Here is a 15,468-nt window from a genome sequence, read left to right as displayed (position 1 = left end):
ATGAACTTCGGCAATCTAAAGATCGGAGTGCGCCTGGCCTTGCTGGGCGCTTTCTTCATGCTGGCTTTGTTGACGGTCGGCTACCAGGGCTGGAGCGCCATCAGCTTCATCAAATCCAGCAATGCCCAGAGCATGCAGCGCTCGGTCGACCTGACCCAGGCCGTCGATACTGCGCGCGGCGCGCAGGTTGAGTTCAAGATCCAGGTGCAGGAGTGGAAAAACATCCTGGTGCGCGGCCACGATCCTGCGCAGCTCGAAAAATATTCCGCAGCCTTCGTCAAGAGCGGCCAGACCACCAACGCCGAACTGCAGAAGCTGTCGGCCATGCTGAAAAAGCTGAACCTGCAGACCACGCTGGATGACGAAGCGATCAAGATGCACGAGGACCTTGGCAAGAGCTATATGGCCGCGCTCAAGCAGTTTGATGCGGCCAACCCGGAAAGCTACAAGATTCTCGACAAGGCCGTTGCCGGCATGGACCGCGCGCCAACCAAGAAGATCGATGAAATCGTGGCGTTCATCGATGCGCAGTCCAAGAAAAATGCGGCGGAAGCGGTGGCGACAGCGGAAGCGGCCAACCGCTCTGCTACCGTTACCCTGCTGGTGGTGCTGGTGGTCACGACGGTGATCGGCGCGGTCATCGTATGGTGGATCGTGAAGGGTATTACGCGTCCGCTGGATCAGGCGATCGATATCGCCAAGACAGTCGCGGCGGGCGACCTGAGCGTCGACGTGGACGTGCGAACCAAGGATGAAGTGGGCGAACTGCTGTCGGCATTGAAGCAAATGAGCAGCAACCTGTCCGATATCGTGAGCCGTGTGCGCACCGGCACCCAGACGATTGCCAGCGCATCGAGCGAGGTGGCGACCGGCAGCATGGACTTGTCGACGCGCACCGAACAGCAAGCCAGCTCGCTCGAGGAAACCGCGTCGTCGATGACGGAACTGACCAGCACCGTGCGCCAGAACAATGAGAATGCGACCCAGGCGCGCAAGCTGGCCGACGAGGCTTCCAATGTCGCCGTGCGCGGCGGCGCGACCGTTTCGGAAGTGGTGCAGACCATGGGTGCGATCAACGAATCGTCGCGCAAGATTGTCGACATTATTGGCGTGATCGATGGCATTGCTTTCCAGACCAATATCCTGGCGCTGAATGCGGCGGTAGAAGCTGCGCGCGCCGGTGAGCAAGGCCGCGGCTTTGCCGTGGTGGCGGGCGAGGTGCGCAACCTGGCGCACCGCTCCGCTGCGGCAGCGAAGGAGATCAAGGAACTGATTGGCAATTCCGTCGAACGCGTGGAAGAGGGCAGCCGCCTGGTGGGCGAGGCCGGCGTCACGATGGAGGAAGTGGTCAACAGCGTGCGCCGTGTCACCTCGATCATCGGCGAGATCGCCGTGGCAACCGGTGAGCAGCGCGACGGGATCGAGCAGATCAGCGATGCCATCACCCAGATGGACAGCGTGACGCAGCAGAATGCGGCGCTGGTCGAGGAAGCCGCCGCTGCTGCCGAGGCCTTGCAGCTGCAGGCCGCAAGCCTGGAGGAAGCGGTGTCGGTGTTCAAGGTGCGCGAGACCGCAGGCGGCTCGCACATGAAACTGTCGCCAAGCCGCAGCTTGCGCGCCTTGCCGGCTTAAGGCGCCTTCTGCGGCGCGGCGCGGCCTGGTTTGCCGAAGAACCAGGCCAGCGCAGCATGCACGCGGCCGGCCCACGATTGCTCGTTATGGCGTCCCCCTTCGTCGACGAGGAATCGCAGGTCCCGGCCTTCGCGGTAGCCCTTCTTCAGCATGGCCTGGCGGAATGCTTCGCTGTCTTCCTGGCCGTCATAGACCGTTCCCACGTCGATGTAGAACCGGACCGGCATCTTCTTTGGCGGATGCTTCACTTCTTCCCGGTTGTTCCACCAGAAAGAGCTGGAGACGCCGCCTGCCATCGAGAATATTTGCGGGTAGCGCTGCGCGATGCCGATCGATGCCAGGCCGCCCAGCGATGAACCCATCACCGCCGTGTGCATGCGGCCGGGTTTGGTGCGGTATTGCTTGTCCACCCATGGCTTGACTGTTTTCGCCACGAAGTCGGCGTAGGCGTTCAGCTTTCCTCCGCCGTGCTTGGGGTCGCAACAGGGGGTGTATTCGGCGATGCGGTCAGCGGTGTTGTCGATGCCGACTACGATCACTTCCTCCATGTCGCCCTGGCGCACCAGGCGGTCCGCCACCTCGTCAATGTTCCATTCGGTACCGTAGCTGGCGGTTGTGGCGTCGAACAGGTTCTGGCCGTCGTGCATGAAAAGTACAGGGTAGCGCCGCCTGGTGTCGCTGCCGTAGCTTGGCGGCAGATAGATGCGTAGCGTGCGTTCGTTGCCCAGCTGGGGCGATTTGAACTTTTCCACCAGCTGCAAGGTGCCGTGCAGCGGCGGTTTGCTTGCGGCGGGTGCTGGCAGGAGGCGTGCCGCCAGCACGTCGGCATCGTTGCGTGCGCCGCTGCTGCCGCCCGCGTCGGCGTAGCCGGCGTTGGCTTGCAGGCTGCTCATATTGTAGAAGGGCTGCAGTTCGAGCCGGTAGCTGCCTTGTTTCAGCGTGGCGGGCAGGGGAGTCGACCATGCCGGGCCGTTGGCGGGAGCGTTGTGCGGCATCTGGATGACGCCCTCCACCGCGACCGCACCGTGTTTGTCGCGCAGGCGCAGGAACTGCACGGCGTTGGTGATGCCGAGGTTGATCTGGTGGGCGTGGTTGTTGTAGCGAAGCTGGACGTTGTAGCGTCCGTCTTTTGTCGCGGTCACGCTGTCCGTCACAGCACTTGGCCCGGCCGTGCTGCCGGCTGGGGTGGTGCAGAGCGGCTGCGAGTGATGGCTTCGCAAGCCGGTGGCCGGGTAGACCGCTTCCACCGCATGGCAGGACGACGTGGTGGCCGCAGGGCCAGGCGGCCAACTGCCGGCGGTGATGTCCGCAGCGACCAGTTGTCCGTCGCGGTACACGTTGAAGCGCGTGCCTTCCTGCGATTCCGCTCCCGGCGCGATGCGAAGGATGCCGTCTCCTGCTTGCCGGACGACCGGTTCTGGCGGTGCAGTCGAAGCGGCCTCGCTGCCCGCAAAGGTGATCTGCTGCCGCCCGGGCACCAGCGTGCCCATTTCTATTTCAATCAGGTTATCGTCGGCCAGTTCGTTCCATGCAATCGGGCCGCGCGCGTCCTTGCCATTCAGCTTGCCGCCTGCCGGCATGTAATAGCCCTCGAGCGCAACAGGCGGGGGAAGCTTGATCTTGATATGCAGCCGCTTGCCGTGCAAGACCAGGCCGGACAGCTCGATCGCATCGCTGCCCGCGAACCACTCGCGCCGCAGCCGGGCGGTAATGAAGGGATTGAGGTGCAGCCGCTCGGCATCGACGCCGACGCCAAACACCTGCTGCACCATCATCCCAAGGAAGCCGCCCACAGACCAAAGCTGGCGGCGTGAATTGATGGCCGGCGCGGAAGGATCGCCGCCTTGCCACTCCATGTTCTCCATATTCGACAGATTGAGCGCCGCGCCCTGCAGCAAGCTGGCATAGGCGGCGTCGGCAACGGCCACGTTTGCATACTGCGCAGCGGCCCTTAAGCCATAGGCTGTCACGAAAGGCCACAAGGCACGATTGTGGTACACCGGCAAACCTGGCTGCTGCGGCCAGATCACCGGCGCGCCCAATGGCCCGTGCGGATAACGGGCCAGTATCGACTGCGCCTGCCCGGCATCGGCGACGCCGGTGATGATGGCGAGCGACTGGCCAAGCCAGTCAAACTTGTGCATGGCGGCGCAGTCGAAGTGACCGGCGGCCAGGCTGCTGTACATGCCCGCGTCCTTGAGCCAAAGCCGGTCGTTGATCGCAATCTTCAAGCCTGACGCCCAGCGCGCGTACCGCAATGCCCCGTCGTTGTCGCCCGCCTGCTGCGCCAGTTCGGCCGCCAGCGTGAGTGCCTTATAGTGGGCGACGTTGGTCGACAGCGACTTGGACGTGGCTATGCTGGACAGGTCGTTGGGAATCCAGCCTGCATACGACTGTTCGCGCCAGTCGAGGAAGGACTGCTCGCCGTTGTATAAGCCGCTGGCGGGATCGTAAGCGGCGATGCGGTCGTTCTCGATCGTGTTGCGCAGCGCCAGCAAGGCAGTGGCGGCGAACTTCGCGCGTTCTTCCGCTGGCAGCGACTTGAGCGTTTGCTCGGCGCCGAAGGCCCAGCTGACGCGGTCCGTACTGACTGGCCAGCTTCCGCCGCTGCCCGTGTCTTGCACGATCTGCAGGCCGTCTTCGCTGCCGGCCGCCAGCGGCGGCTTGCCGTTACGGTAGCCGGAAAGCTTGAACAGCAGGGAGTTGCGAGTGCGTTGAGGATCAAGCATCGCCAGGCCCAGGTTGGCAGCGTAGGACAAGTCGCGCGTCCACACGTAATGCCATTTTTCGCCGGTTTCGAAGCACTCGCAAGCTATCGGCTGGCCGCCGTTGTAGCTGCCATCGCGGATGGCCTGCACCGAGTCCTGCTTCATTTCCGTCATCGCCAGTGCGAACAGTGCGTCGAAGGCCAGATTGCCGCTGCGGACTTTGGGCGAACCAGCCTGCTCGCTGAAGGTGATTGACTGCGGCGCATTGTCGCGCAGTGGCATGTTGGTGGACTGCGTGTAACTGCGCAGCGCCGCTTGCGCATCCGGCGTTGCAAAGCTGGCCTTGAAGCTGCCGAATGGGAGTTCGATGCTGGTATGTGCCAGCGCCGGGCCGCCTGCCAGCGCGCCCGCAGCTGCGAAGGCGGCTGAGATGGCAGCGGCAAGCAGCGGGCGGCGCAGCATCACTGGACCTCCATCACGAGGACCGAACGGGCTGGAAGCGTGAACCTGCCCGCCAGCGGAATGCTGCGGCCAGTGATGATGTCCGTGCCGCTGCGCACGCCGTCCAGCATTTCACGGAAACGGTCTGCATCCAGCGTCACATCCTTTGCGTTCTTGTTCAGCGCGACCATGACTTTCTGCTTGCCGTCATAACGGAAGTAGACGTAAGTATCCTGTTCCGGCCCGTATTGCATCATCTTCCCGTGCTGGACCGCGCTGGAAGTCTTGCGCCAGTTGGCCAGCTTTTTCACGAAGGACTGCATCTCGCGCTGCGCCGCGCTCAGGCCTTCGCCTGTAAAGGCATTCACTTTGTCGCCTGCCCAGCCGCCTGGCATATCGTGGCGATAGGATGGGTCGTCGCGGCCTTTCACGGTGCTCGGCATCAGGATTTCAGTGCCGTAGTAGAACTGCGGGATGCGCGGCACGGTCAGCGTAAAGGCCAGCGCCATGCGCAGCAGGGCAGGGTCGCTGTTCACCATGCTGAAGCTGCGCGCCAGGTCGTGATTACCCTCGAACAGCACCAGATTGGACGGGTTGGGATAGAGATAATCCTGCGCCAGCGTCTCATAGACGTCGTACAGGCGGTAGGTGCCGTCCGTGTCGCCCAATGCCTTGCGCAGCACGTCGTTAAGCGGGAAGTCCATCATGCTGGGCGCGTTCAGGGCCTGCCAGCGGGCCACGATAGGAATCCGGGTGCTCCATTCCTCGCCCACCATATTCAGGTTCGGATATTCCGCCCGCACGCGCTTCGACCATTCAGTCAGGAAGGCGGTATCGGAGTAGCCGTAGGTATCCACGCGCAGGCCGGACAGACCGGCATACTCGATCCACCAGATATTGTTCTGGATAAGGTAGTTCGCCACGAACGGATTGGTCTGGTTCATGTCCGGCATATGCGGCCCGAACCAGCCCTGGGTGAAGTTGCGCGCATCTTCCTTGCTGCCGTACGGATCGACGCTGGCAACGCGGTGGTGCGCGGTCGGCGTGTACTTGCCGTCGTAGCTGAGCCAATCCTGCATCGGCATGTCTTGCATCCACCAGTGGCGGCTGCCGATGTGGCTCAACACCACATCCTGGATCACGCCAATGCCGCGCGTGCGCGCCTGTGCCACAAAATTGCGGTAATCCTCATTGCTGCCGTAGCGCGCGTCGATCTTGTAATGGTCGGTTGCCGCATAGCCGTGGTACGAGTGGATATCCTGGTTGTTCTCCACCAGCGGCGTTGGCCACACCTGCGTGAAACCCATGTCCTTTATATAGTCCAGGTGCGCGGCCATGCCTGTCAGGTCGCCGCCGTGGCGGCCGTTGCCCTCGGCGCGGTTGGCCTTGTCCGGCATGCCGGCGATATTGTCGTTGGCTGGATTGCCGTTGGCGAAGCGGTCCGGCATGACCTGGTAGATCGCGTCGGATCTGTTAAAGCCCTGGCGCTGCGCCGAACCGGGCGTGCGCGCCAGTAATTGGTAACCATAAGTGAGGCTTGGCTTGCCCGGCGCGGCGAGGCGGATGTCGAAGCGGCCCGGCGCCACGTCCGGCGCCAGTACCAGGTCGATGAAGAGGTAGTTGCGGTTGGCCACCCGGCTCACGCTCCCGATCCGCACGCCTGGATAGTCGATCGTTGGTTCCAGGTCCGCCACCTGTGGCGCATTCACCATAAGTTGCAGCTTGGGATTCTGCATGCCGGCCCACCAGAAAGGGGGCTCCATATGCTGGACAGTTGGCGGGGCTGCATGGGCGGCTTGCAGGAGGGCAAGGCCAAGCAGGGCGGCGAAAGCAGTCTTCTTCATGAAATCTCCGGTCTGGACGTCTTATGGGCCCGACAATACACCGAAATTGACTGTAGTTCTACTACACATGGATATGTCTAAATTTGTAGCCGAAATACAACGTGCCGGTGCCAAATAACAGAGAGAAGCCGCCGGGAAAGGCAGAAATACACAGGAATGATGATGGTCATTCATTGACACCAAATCTAGTTTTAGTACAGAATCCGCCTCAGAGCGTCCGTAAGAGCGTTCGCTTTCCAAGGATTCCCGTGTAGTCGAAATAAACCGGTCTGTGTAGGTTGCGGGAAAGAATGTTTAATGAGTGAGGGGACTTTGATGACTATCTTCGCCAACAAGCGAGGCAATACCGCTTTCCGACTGAGTCCGGTTGCGGCTGGGTGTGCTGTATTTGTATCCGCCTTCGCGGGCTCTGCGTACGCGCAGACCGCAACCACCACCGCCACCGCCACCGGCCAGGCAGCTGACGCGCCGATGCAAACTGTGACCGTGTCCGGCATTCGCCGCGGTATTGAGGACGCGATCTCCGTCAAGAAAAACGCGACTTCCATCGTCGAGGCCATCTCCGCGGAAGACATCGGCAAGCTGCCTGATACCTCCATCGCCGAATCCATCGCCCGCCTGCCAGGCCTGGCTGCCCAGCGCGTTGCCGGCCGTGCGCAAAACATTTCCGTACGCGGCCTGTCGCCGGACTTCGCTACCACCCTGTTGAACGGCCGCGAGCAAGTTTCCACCGGCGACAACCGCAGCGTGGAATTCGACCAGTACCCGTCCGAACTGATTGGCGCGGTTACCATTTACAAGACCCCTGACGCCGGCATGGTCGGCCAGGGCCTGTCCGGCACCCTGGACCTGCAGACCGTGCGTCCGCTGGCCTTCGGCGGCCGCACCGTGTCCCTGAACGCCCGCATGGAAAAGAATTCGCTGGGCAGCATCGCCGACACCGATTCGCGCGGCGGCCGCTTCAGCGCCACCTACATCGACCAGTTCGCCAACCGCACCATCGGCGTGGCGATCGGCTTCGCCCACCTGGATTCGCCAGTGCTGGCCCGCGAAACCGGCCTGTATGAGCCATGGAAGAATGAGTCCCGTCCTGGCGTGCCTGCCGGTACCATGGTCACCGATGGCATCAAGTCCCTGGCACGCAGCGGCTATAACAAGCGCGATGGCCTGATGGGCGTGTTGCAGTACCGTCCGAGCAAGAACTTCACTTCGATGGTCGACGTGTATGCTTCGCGCTTCAAGCATGAAGACACCGCAAACCAGTTCGAAGTTCACGTCGGCGGCTACAACGGCGGCAACACTCCGGGCCTGAACTTCGAAAATGTCACCACCAACAATGGTTCCTTCGCCACTGGTACCGCAACCGGCGTGTACCCGCTGGTGCGCGGCATGTACGACAAGCGCAAGGACGACATCCGCGCCATCGGCTGGAACAACGAATGGAAGATGGATGGCTGGTCCCTGGTAGCTGACCTGAGCCGCTCCACCGCCAAGCGTGATGAAGTGAACCTGGAAAACAACCTGCAGATCAGCGACGCAGCCGGCAATCCATACCTGGATTCCGTTGCCCTGGCGCTGGGCACCGGCGGCTTCCCGACCATGAACCCGGGCCGCGACTACAGCAACCCGGCCAGCCTGTACGTGCGTAACACCATCTACGGTTCCGGCTACGGCAAGACTCCGCACGTGGAAGACAAGCTGAATGGCTTCAAGCTCGCTGCCAACATCCAGTCGTCCGGCGCGCTTGAGAAGTACTTCTCGAGCTTCGATATCGGCGTTCACTACTCCGACCGCAGCAAGGAAAAACACCAGCCGGAAGGCGACATCAAGCTGGCAGGCGCTGCTTCGACCATTTCGTCGGACCTGCTGTATGCACCGGTTGATCTGGGCTTCGCAGGCGTAGGCACCATCCCTGCTTGGAACGTGCCGGGCGTCGTGGCCAAGTACATGACCTTCGCTCCGACCGAAGACAAGAGCTACCTGATCGCCAAGGCCTGGACCGTGAATGAGAAGATCACCACGACCTTCGCCAAGGCCAATATCGAACATGAACTGGGCGATGTCAGCCTGCGCGGTAACTTCGGCGTGCAAGTGCAGCGCACCGACCAGTCCTCGGACGCCAAGTACTGGGACGGCACTGCCGCAGCCGGCCAGGAAGTCAAGCCAGTCCACGACGGCAAGACCTACACCGACGTGCTGCCAAGCATGAACCTGGCCTTCCAACTGCCGAACGACCACACCGTGCGCATGGCCCTGGCCAAGCAGATCGCCCGTCCACGCGTTGACCAGCTGCGTTCCGCACTGGACTTCAACGTCGGCACCAACGACTTCAAACCAGGCGGCAGCGGCGGTAACGCGCAGCTGGACCCATGGCGTGCCAAGGCATTCGACCTGTCGTACGAAAAATACTTCGGCAAGAAAGCCTACGCGGCACTGGCGTTCTATTACAAGAAGCTGGATACCTACATCTTCACCGAGACCCGTACCCGCGACTTCTCGGCGCAGATCCCTGGCACCAAGGCGATTACCCCGTTCGGTAACTACACCGCTCCTTACAACGGCAAGGGCGGCAACATGAAGGGCCTGGAGCTGACCGCTTCGCTGCCGCTGAACATGGTGACTCCGGTACTGGACGGCTTCGGCGTGAGCGGCAGCTATTCGTACAACGACAGCGCCATCACCATCAAGGAACCTAGCGCCAACCTGGGCCAGACCATCATGCTGCCAGGCCTGTCGAAGCACACCAGCAACCTGACCATGTACTACGAGAAGGCCGGCTTTGAGACTCGCCTGAGCCAGCGCAAGCGTTCGGACTTCGTAGGTGAGATCGGCAACTTCGCCGGTGAGCGTTCGCTGCGCTACGTTGTTGGCGAAAACATCCTGGACTTCCAGGTTGGCTACACCTTCAACGAAGGCATGTTCAAGGGCGTAGGCCTGGTCCTGCAGGTGAACAACCTGCGCGATGCTGCTTACGAGACCTACAACGGCAACCGCAACCAGCAACTGGAATACCAGAAGTATGGCCGCACCTTCCTGCTGGGCGCGAACTACAAGTTCTAAGCATCCAGTAGCAAAGGAAACGGGGGCCGCGGCCCCCGTTTTTGTATTACTTGGCTTTGGCGGCCAATTGCTTGTTCTGCTCGTCCAGCCAGACTTTCAGCGGGGCGAAGTAGTCGAGCAGGGCTTGGCCGTCGATGCGGTCTTCGCCGGTAGCGGCTTTCAGCTCTTCGGGCCATGGCTTGGACGTACCCATCTCCAGCATGGTCCACAGCTTCTTGCCGGCTTTTTCGCTGCCGTAGATCGAGCACTGGTGCAGCGGACCGGTGTAGCCGGCTTCCTTGCACAGGGCACGATGGAACTGGAACTGCAGCAGGTGGGCCAGGAAGTAGCGGGCGTAAGGCACGTCGGCAGCAACGTGGTACTTGGCGCCGGCGTCAAAGCCGTCAGCCAGCATCGGCAGGGGGCGCTTCACGCCCATGTACTGCTCGCGCAGTTGCCACCAGCTCTTGTCGTAGTCCGCTGGCTTGGTCTTGCCGCTGTAGACGTCCCAGCGCCATTTGTCGACCGAATAGCCGAACGGCAGGAAGGCAACCTTGGCCAGGGCGCGCTTCAGCAAGACGCCGATGTCGGCGTTCGGGTCCGGGTTCTCGTTCATCAGGCCGACCTTCTTCAGGTAGCTCGGAGTGATCGACAGCGCAATGGTGTCGCCAATGGCTTCGTGGAAGCCGTCGTTGGCCCCGGTGCGGAACAGGTTGGACTGGTTCTTGTAAGCCAGGTCGTAATAGATATGTCCCAGCTCATGGTGAATGACGGCGAATTCTTCTTCGGTCGGGCGGATGCACATCTTGATACGTACGTCGTCCTTGCCGTCAAGCTGCCATGCCGAAGCGTGGCATACCACGTCGCGGTCGCGCGGCTTTTCCAGCAGCGAACGCTGGTAGAAGGTCTCCGGCAGCTTGGGCATGCCCAGCGAGGTGTAGAAGCGCTCGCCGTATTGCACCATTTCCTTGGCGCTGGTCTTGCGCTCTTCCAGCACCTTGGTCAGGTCGAACTTGGAGGCACCGGTGGCAGGCATCAGCAGCGGGTAGATGTTCTCCCAGCTCTGGCTCCACATATTGCCGAACAGGTGGGCCGGGATCGGGCCTTCCAGCGGCACCTGGTCCGGACCGTAGGTCTCGCGCAGCTTGTAGCGGGCGTAGGTATGCAGCGCGTCGTACAGCGGCTTTACTTGCTGCCAGGTGCGCTCCATCTCGGCCGAGAATTGTTCCGGCGTCATGTCGTAGCCCGAGCGCCACAGGGCGCCGGTGTCGGCATAGCCCATTTCGCGCGCGCCCTTGTTGGACAGCTCGACGTAGTCGGTGTACAGCTTCTTGTAGGAAGGCGACTGCATGTGCCAGCCGTTCCACGCGTCCAGCAGGACTTTCGGATCGCGGCTGTTGGCCAGGGTCTTTTCCAGTTCGCCCAGAGCCATGCACTGGCGGCCGTCAGTCGGGCAGTATTTGGCCTTGCCGTAGGCGCCATTCAGCTTGGCGTTGGCGTCGGCGTAGGCCTGGCGCTCCTTCGGATCCGGCAGCATCAGCGTCAGCTGCAGCAGCTTGATTTTGCGCGCTTCGTCATCCGGCAGCTTGACGCCGTTGAAGCGGCGGGCTTCCAGCGCAGCCTGGCCGGCCGCATCCAGTTGCTGCTCGCCGAAGTAGGCGGTCAGCGCTTCCGTGTCGTCGGTGATGAAGTTCTGAGCAACCCAGGCGGCCTTGTTGGCGTCGTTGCCCAGTTTGTCGAATTTTTCTTCAGTCTGCGCGATGAATTTCTTCGCTTCGGCCGGAGTACCTTTGCCTTTTTTGGCGGCTGGCGCGGCATGGGCAAAGCCCGCTGCCAGGGCCAGGCCCAGGGCCAGAGCCATTGGTTTTTTCATAGTCGTTTTATTCAATTCATTCTCCTCTCAGATAAAACTGCCCGCTAATATATCACCCCATGAAACTAATTAAATTTGCAATATTGGCCCTTATTAGCCAAGCTGCCATGGCGCAGAACGCGGATCGCCATTTCTTATCTGCCGCGAAGAGCGGCAACGCCCTGGAAATCGGCACAAACGATGGCAAGTACATCATCAAGCCTTACTCCGCCGCCGTTGTGGAAACCACCTTCATTCCAAAGGGCGAAGTGGTAGATGCGGTGTCGCACGCGGTAGTGTTGCCGCCTGCGGTCGTGGCCAGCACCCTGCGCGAGGAAGGCGGCGTGCTGGAATTCGCCACGCCGGGCATTACCGTGCGTGTGGAGAAGCAGCCGTTCCGCATCAGTTATTTGTATAAAGGCCAGCCGCTGGTGGCCGAAAGGCGCGGTTACCGCCGCGAAGGCGGCATGGAAGCGATCGAGTTTTCCCTGGACGGCGACGAGGCCCTGTATGGCGCCGGTGCAAGGGCGACCGGCATGAACCGCCGCGGCAACCGCTTCCAGTTGTACAACCGTGCCCATTACGGCTATGAGGCCCGCTCGCAGCTGCTGAATTTCACCATTCCGATGGCGCTGTCATCGAAGAAGTACGCCATCCACTTCGACAACCCGCAGATCGGCTACCTGGATTTCGATAGCAGGAAAGACGGCACGTTGTCCTACGAAACCATTGGCGGCCGCAAGACTTACCAGGTGATCGCCGGCGAGCAGTGGGAAGACGTGGTGGCCAACTACACCAGCCTGACCGGCCGCCAGCCCTTGCCGCCGCGCTGGGCCTTCGGCAACTTCGCCAGCCGCTTCGGCTACCATACGGAGGCGGAGACGCGCGCGGTGGTCGACAAGTTCATCGCCGACAAGATCCCGGTCGATGCCGTGGTGCTGGACCTGTACTGGTTCGGCAAGACCGTCAAAGGCACCATGGGCAACCTGGCCTGGGACAAGGAAAGCTTCCCCAGCCCGAAAGGCATGATGGCCGACCTGGCGGCAAAGGGCGTGAAAACCGTTGTCATTACCGAGCCTTTCGTACTGACCACGTCCAGCCGCTGGCAGGAAGCGGTCGAAAAGAAGGCGCTGGCTACCGACGCTGCGGGCGCGCCGTTCAAATATGACTTCTACTTTGGTAACACCGGCCTGGTTGACCTGTACCGCCAGGAAGGGCGCGACTGGTTCTGGAATATCTACAAGGAGCTCAAAGAGGGCGGCGTGGCCGGATGGTGGGGCGACCTTGGTGAGCCGGAGGTGCATCCTTCCGCACTGCGCCATGGCAGCAATGGCCAGCTTGGCGCCGACCAGGTCCACAATATCTACGGTCATGACTGGGCGCGGCTGATCGCCGAAGGCTACAAGAAAGACTTCCCGAACGAGCGTCCCTTCATCCTGATGCGTGCCGGTTATTCCGGCTCGCAGCGCTTCGGCATGATCCCATGGTCCGGCGACGTGCAGCGGAGCTGGGGCGGCCTGCAGTCGCAGATGGAAATTGCCTTGCAGATGGGCATGCAGGGCCTGGCCTATATGCATTCCGACCTGGGTGGCTTTGCTTCGCCAATGCTGGACGATGAACTGTATGTGCGCTGGATGCAGTATGGCGTGTTCCAGCCTGTGTTCCGCCCGCATGCGCAGGAAGAGGTGCCGGCCGAGCCGGTATTCCGCGCCGAACGCACCAAAGCGCTGGCGCGCGATGCGATCCGCCTGCGCTACGCCATGCTGCCTTATAACTACAGTGCGGCATTCGACAATAGCCGGACCGGCTTGCCGCTGATGCGCCCGATCATGTTCGAGGGCGGCGACAACGGCGTGGCATCGACTTACCTGTGGGGCCGGGACTTCCTGGTGGCGCCGGTCACCGAGCCCGGTGCGCAGCGCAAGGAAGTCAATTTCCCGGCGTCGGCCAAGGTCTGGTTCGACTTCTATGGCGACGCGGCGCACAAGGGCGGCATCAACGAGGTGGTGCCGGTGGTCGCCGATCATATTCCGGTCTTCGTACGCGCCGGTGCGTTCGTGCCGCTGGCGAAGGTGGTGCAGACCACGCGCGACTACAACACGAAGCAGATCGAGTTGAATTACTACTACCACGCCACAGCCGGCGCCACCAGCGGCAAGCTGTATGACGACGACGGTGCGACCGCCAACGCCTACGAACAGGGAAAATACGAAATCGCTCATTTTGCCGGCGCTGCATCGGCAAGCGGTTTCGACATTGGTATTGAGACCGAGGTTGGCAAAGCGTGGCAGCCAGTCAGCCGCGTCTACGCGCTCAAGGTCCACAATATAGTGAGCCGCCCGCGCAGCGTAAAGCTGGATGGCAAGGCTGTCGAGGCCCGCTGGGATGCCCGCAGCCACACCCTGCAACTGGCTTTGCCAGCAGGTAGTGCAATGAAGGCAAAACTGTCTGTTGTTTTGTAGCCTGACTACAAAAACGTCTAAAAATGGCGTATTTGCGGGCTGTCTGCACATTGACAGCCTGAATTTGCCATGTTATTTTGCTACAAAATTACTCGGGGACAGTGATGCAAATGCATTCCATCATCAGCAAGCCGCGGCTGACCTTTTGGCAGTTGTGGAACATGAGCTTCGGCTTCTTTGGCATCCAGTTCGGTTTCGCACTGCAGAACACCAATACCAGCCGCATTTTCTCGACCCTGGGCGCGACCCCGGACGAACTGCCGCTGTTCTGGCTTGCTGCTCCGGTCACCGGCCTGCTGGTGCAGCCGATCATCGGCTACCTGAGCGACAACACCTGGCACGCGAAGTGGGGACGTCGTCGTCCTTTCTTTTTCATCGGCGCCCTGCTGGCGAGCATCGCACTGTTCCTGATGCCGAATTCAAGCGCGTTGTGGATGGCGATCCTCGTGCTGTGGTTGATGGATGCATCGATCAATATCTCGATGGAGCCATTCCGCGCCTTCGTCGGCGACAAGCTGGATGAATCACAGCAAACCGCCGGCTTCGCGATGCAGACTTTCTTTATCGGCCTGGGGGGCGTGATTGCTTCGCTGCTGCCAATGATCTTCACCAATTTCCTTCACGTCAGCAATGAAGTGGTCAACGGCGCAATCCCCGACTCCGTGCGCTACTCGTTCTATGCTGGCGGTACTGCATACTTCCTGTCGGTGCTGTGGACCGTGTTGACCGCCGACGAACTGCCGCCGGAAGATGTCGAGAAGTTCCGTATGGAGAAAGCGCAACGCCGAGGCTTCCTGTTCTCACTGAAGGAAGTGTTTGGCGGCTTCGTGCACATGCCGAAAACCATGGTGCAATTGGCGCTGGTGCAGTTCTTCGCCTGGTTTGCACTGATGGGCATGTGGGTCTTCACTACCCCGGCAGTTGCAGAAAACGTGTTCGGCACCACCGACGGCAAATCGGCCATCTTCCAGGAGGCGGGCAACTGGGTCGGCAACTTGTTCGCGATCTACGGCGGCGTGTCCGCGCTGGTGGCTTTCCTGCTGCCTAAGCTGGCACACGTCACTAGCCGCAAAATGGTGCACATGCTTTGCCTGGTGATTGGTGGCCTGAGCCTGATCAGCATTGCCTTCATCCATGACAAGAACATGCTGATGCTGCCGATGATCGGCGTGGGTATTGCATGGGCCAGCATCCTGACCATGCCGTACGCGATCCTGGCTGGTGCGCTGCCGGCCAAGCGCATGGGTTACTTCATGGGCGTGTTCAACTATTTCGTGGTGCTGCCGCAGATTGTCGCCAACCTGGTGCTCGGCCCTGTCATCAAGCACCTGTTCAACGGCCACTCGGTGTATGTCCTGGTGCTGGGCGGCGTCTCGATGGCAATCGGCGGCATCGTTTGCCTGATCGTGGGCGACTCGGCCAAGAAGGAAGCCTAAGCCATCCAGCGGCGCGCACCAAACGCGCCATTCGCAGGAAAATAAATGGGGACG

Annotated in this window: 7 protein-coding genes; 4 read left to right on the top strand and 3 right to left on the bottom strand. The window is 61.2% G+C overall.

Going from position 1 to position 15,468, the window contains the following annotated elements; all coding sequences use genetic code 11:
* Nucleotides 1-1,632: a methyl-accepting chemotaxis protein gene (locus tag ACN9MZ_RS24400; RefSeq protein ID WP_426339428.1), complete on the top strand. Its 1,632-nt coding sequence runs from the start codon at nt 1-3 to the stop codon at nt 1,630-1,632.
* Here ACN9MZ_RS24400 and ACN9MZ_RS24395 read toward each other — a convergent pair.
* Together ACN9MZ_RS24395 and ACN9MZ_RS24390 are read right to left on the bottom strand one after the other, a co-directional pair.
* Nucleotides 1,629-4,802, bottom strand: coding sequence for an alpha/beta hydrolase-fold protein (locus ACN9MZ_RS24395; RefSeq protein WP_426342954.1), 3,174 nt, complete (start codon nt 4,800-4,802; stop codon nt 1,629-1,631). The genes ACN9MZ_RS24400 and ACN9MZ_RS24395 overlap by 4 nt on opposite strands.
* Complete coding sequence (locus tag ACN9MZ_RS24390; protein WP_426339427.1) at nt 4,802-6,625, bottom strand: glycoside hydrolase family 13 protein; 1,824 nt, start codon at nt 6,623-6,625, stop codon at nt 4,802-4,804. Before ACN9MZ_RS24390 ends, ACN9MZ_RS24395 begins: the two co-directional genes overlap by 1 nt.
* A 315-nt stretch (nt 6,626-6,940) precedes the next feature.
* Between ACN9MZ_RS24390 and ACN9MZ_RS24385 the strand changes: the two genes are divergently transcribed.
* On the top strand, nt 6,941-9,685 hold the full coding sequence (locus tag ACN9MZ_RS24385; protein ID WP_426339426.1) for a TonB-dependent receptor: 2,745 nt from the start codon (nt 6,941-6,943) through the stop codon (nt 9,683-9,685).
* Between the two features lie 46 nt (nt 9,686-9,731).
* Here the strand turns inward: ACN9MZ_RS24385 and ACN9MZ_RS24380 are convergent, their stop codons facing one another.
* Nucleotides 9,732-11,537: a M2 family metallopeptidase gene (locus ACN9MZ_RS24380; protein ID WP_426339425.1), complete on the bottom strand. Its 1,806-nt coding sequence runs from the start codon at nt 11,535-11,537 to the stop codon at nt 9,732-9,734.
* Nucleotides 11,538-11,644: 107 nt separating this feature from the next.
* On the opposite strand from ACN9MZ_RS24380, the gene ACN9MZ_RS24375 reads away from it, so the two are divergent.
* Complete coding sequence (locus ACN9MZ_RS24375) at nt 11,645-13,978, top strand: TIM-barrel domain-containing protein (protein ID WP_426339424.1); 2,334 nt, start codon at nt 11,645-11,647, stop codon at nt 13,976-13,978.
* Nucleotides 13,979-14,082: 104 nt separating this feature from the next.
* The gene (locus ACN9MZ_RS24370) at nt 14,083-15,414 is read left to right on the top strand and encodes an MFS transporter (RefSeq protein WP_426339423.1); all 1,332 of its coding nucleotides are present in this window, start codon (nt 14,083-14,085) and stop codon (nt 15,412-15,414) included.
* The last annotated feature ends 54 nt before the right edge of the window (nt 15,415-15,468 follow it).

The organism is Pseudoduganella sp. S-14, from assembly GCF_049913285.1.
Classification (GTDB): domain Bacteria; phylum Pseudomonadota; class Gammaproteobacteria; order Burkholderiales; family Burkholderiaceae_D; genus Rugamonas.
The sequence above is the reverse complement of the archived record's forward strand: the minus strand, read 5'-3'. Positions and strand labels throughout refer to the sequence as shown.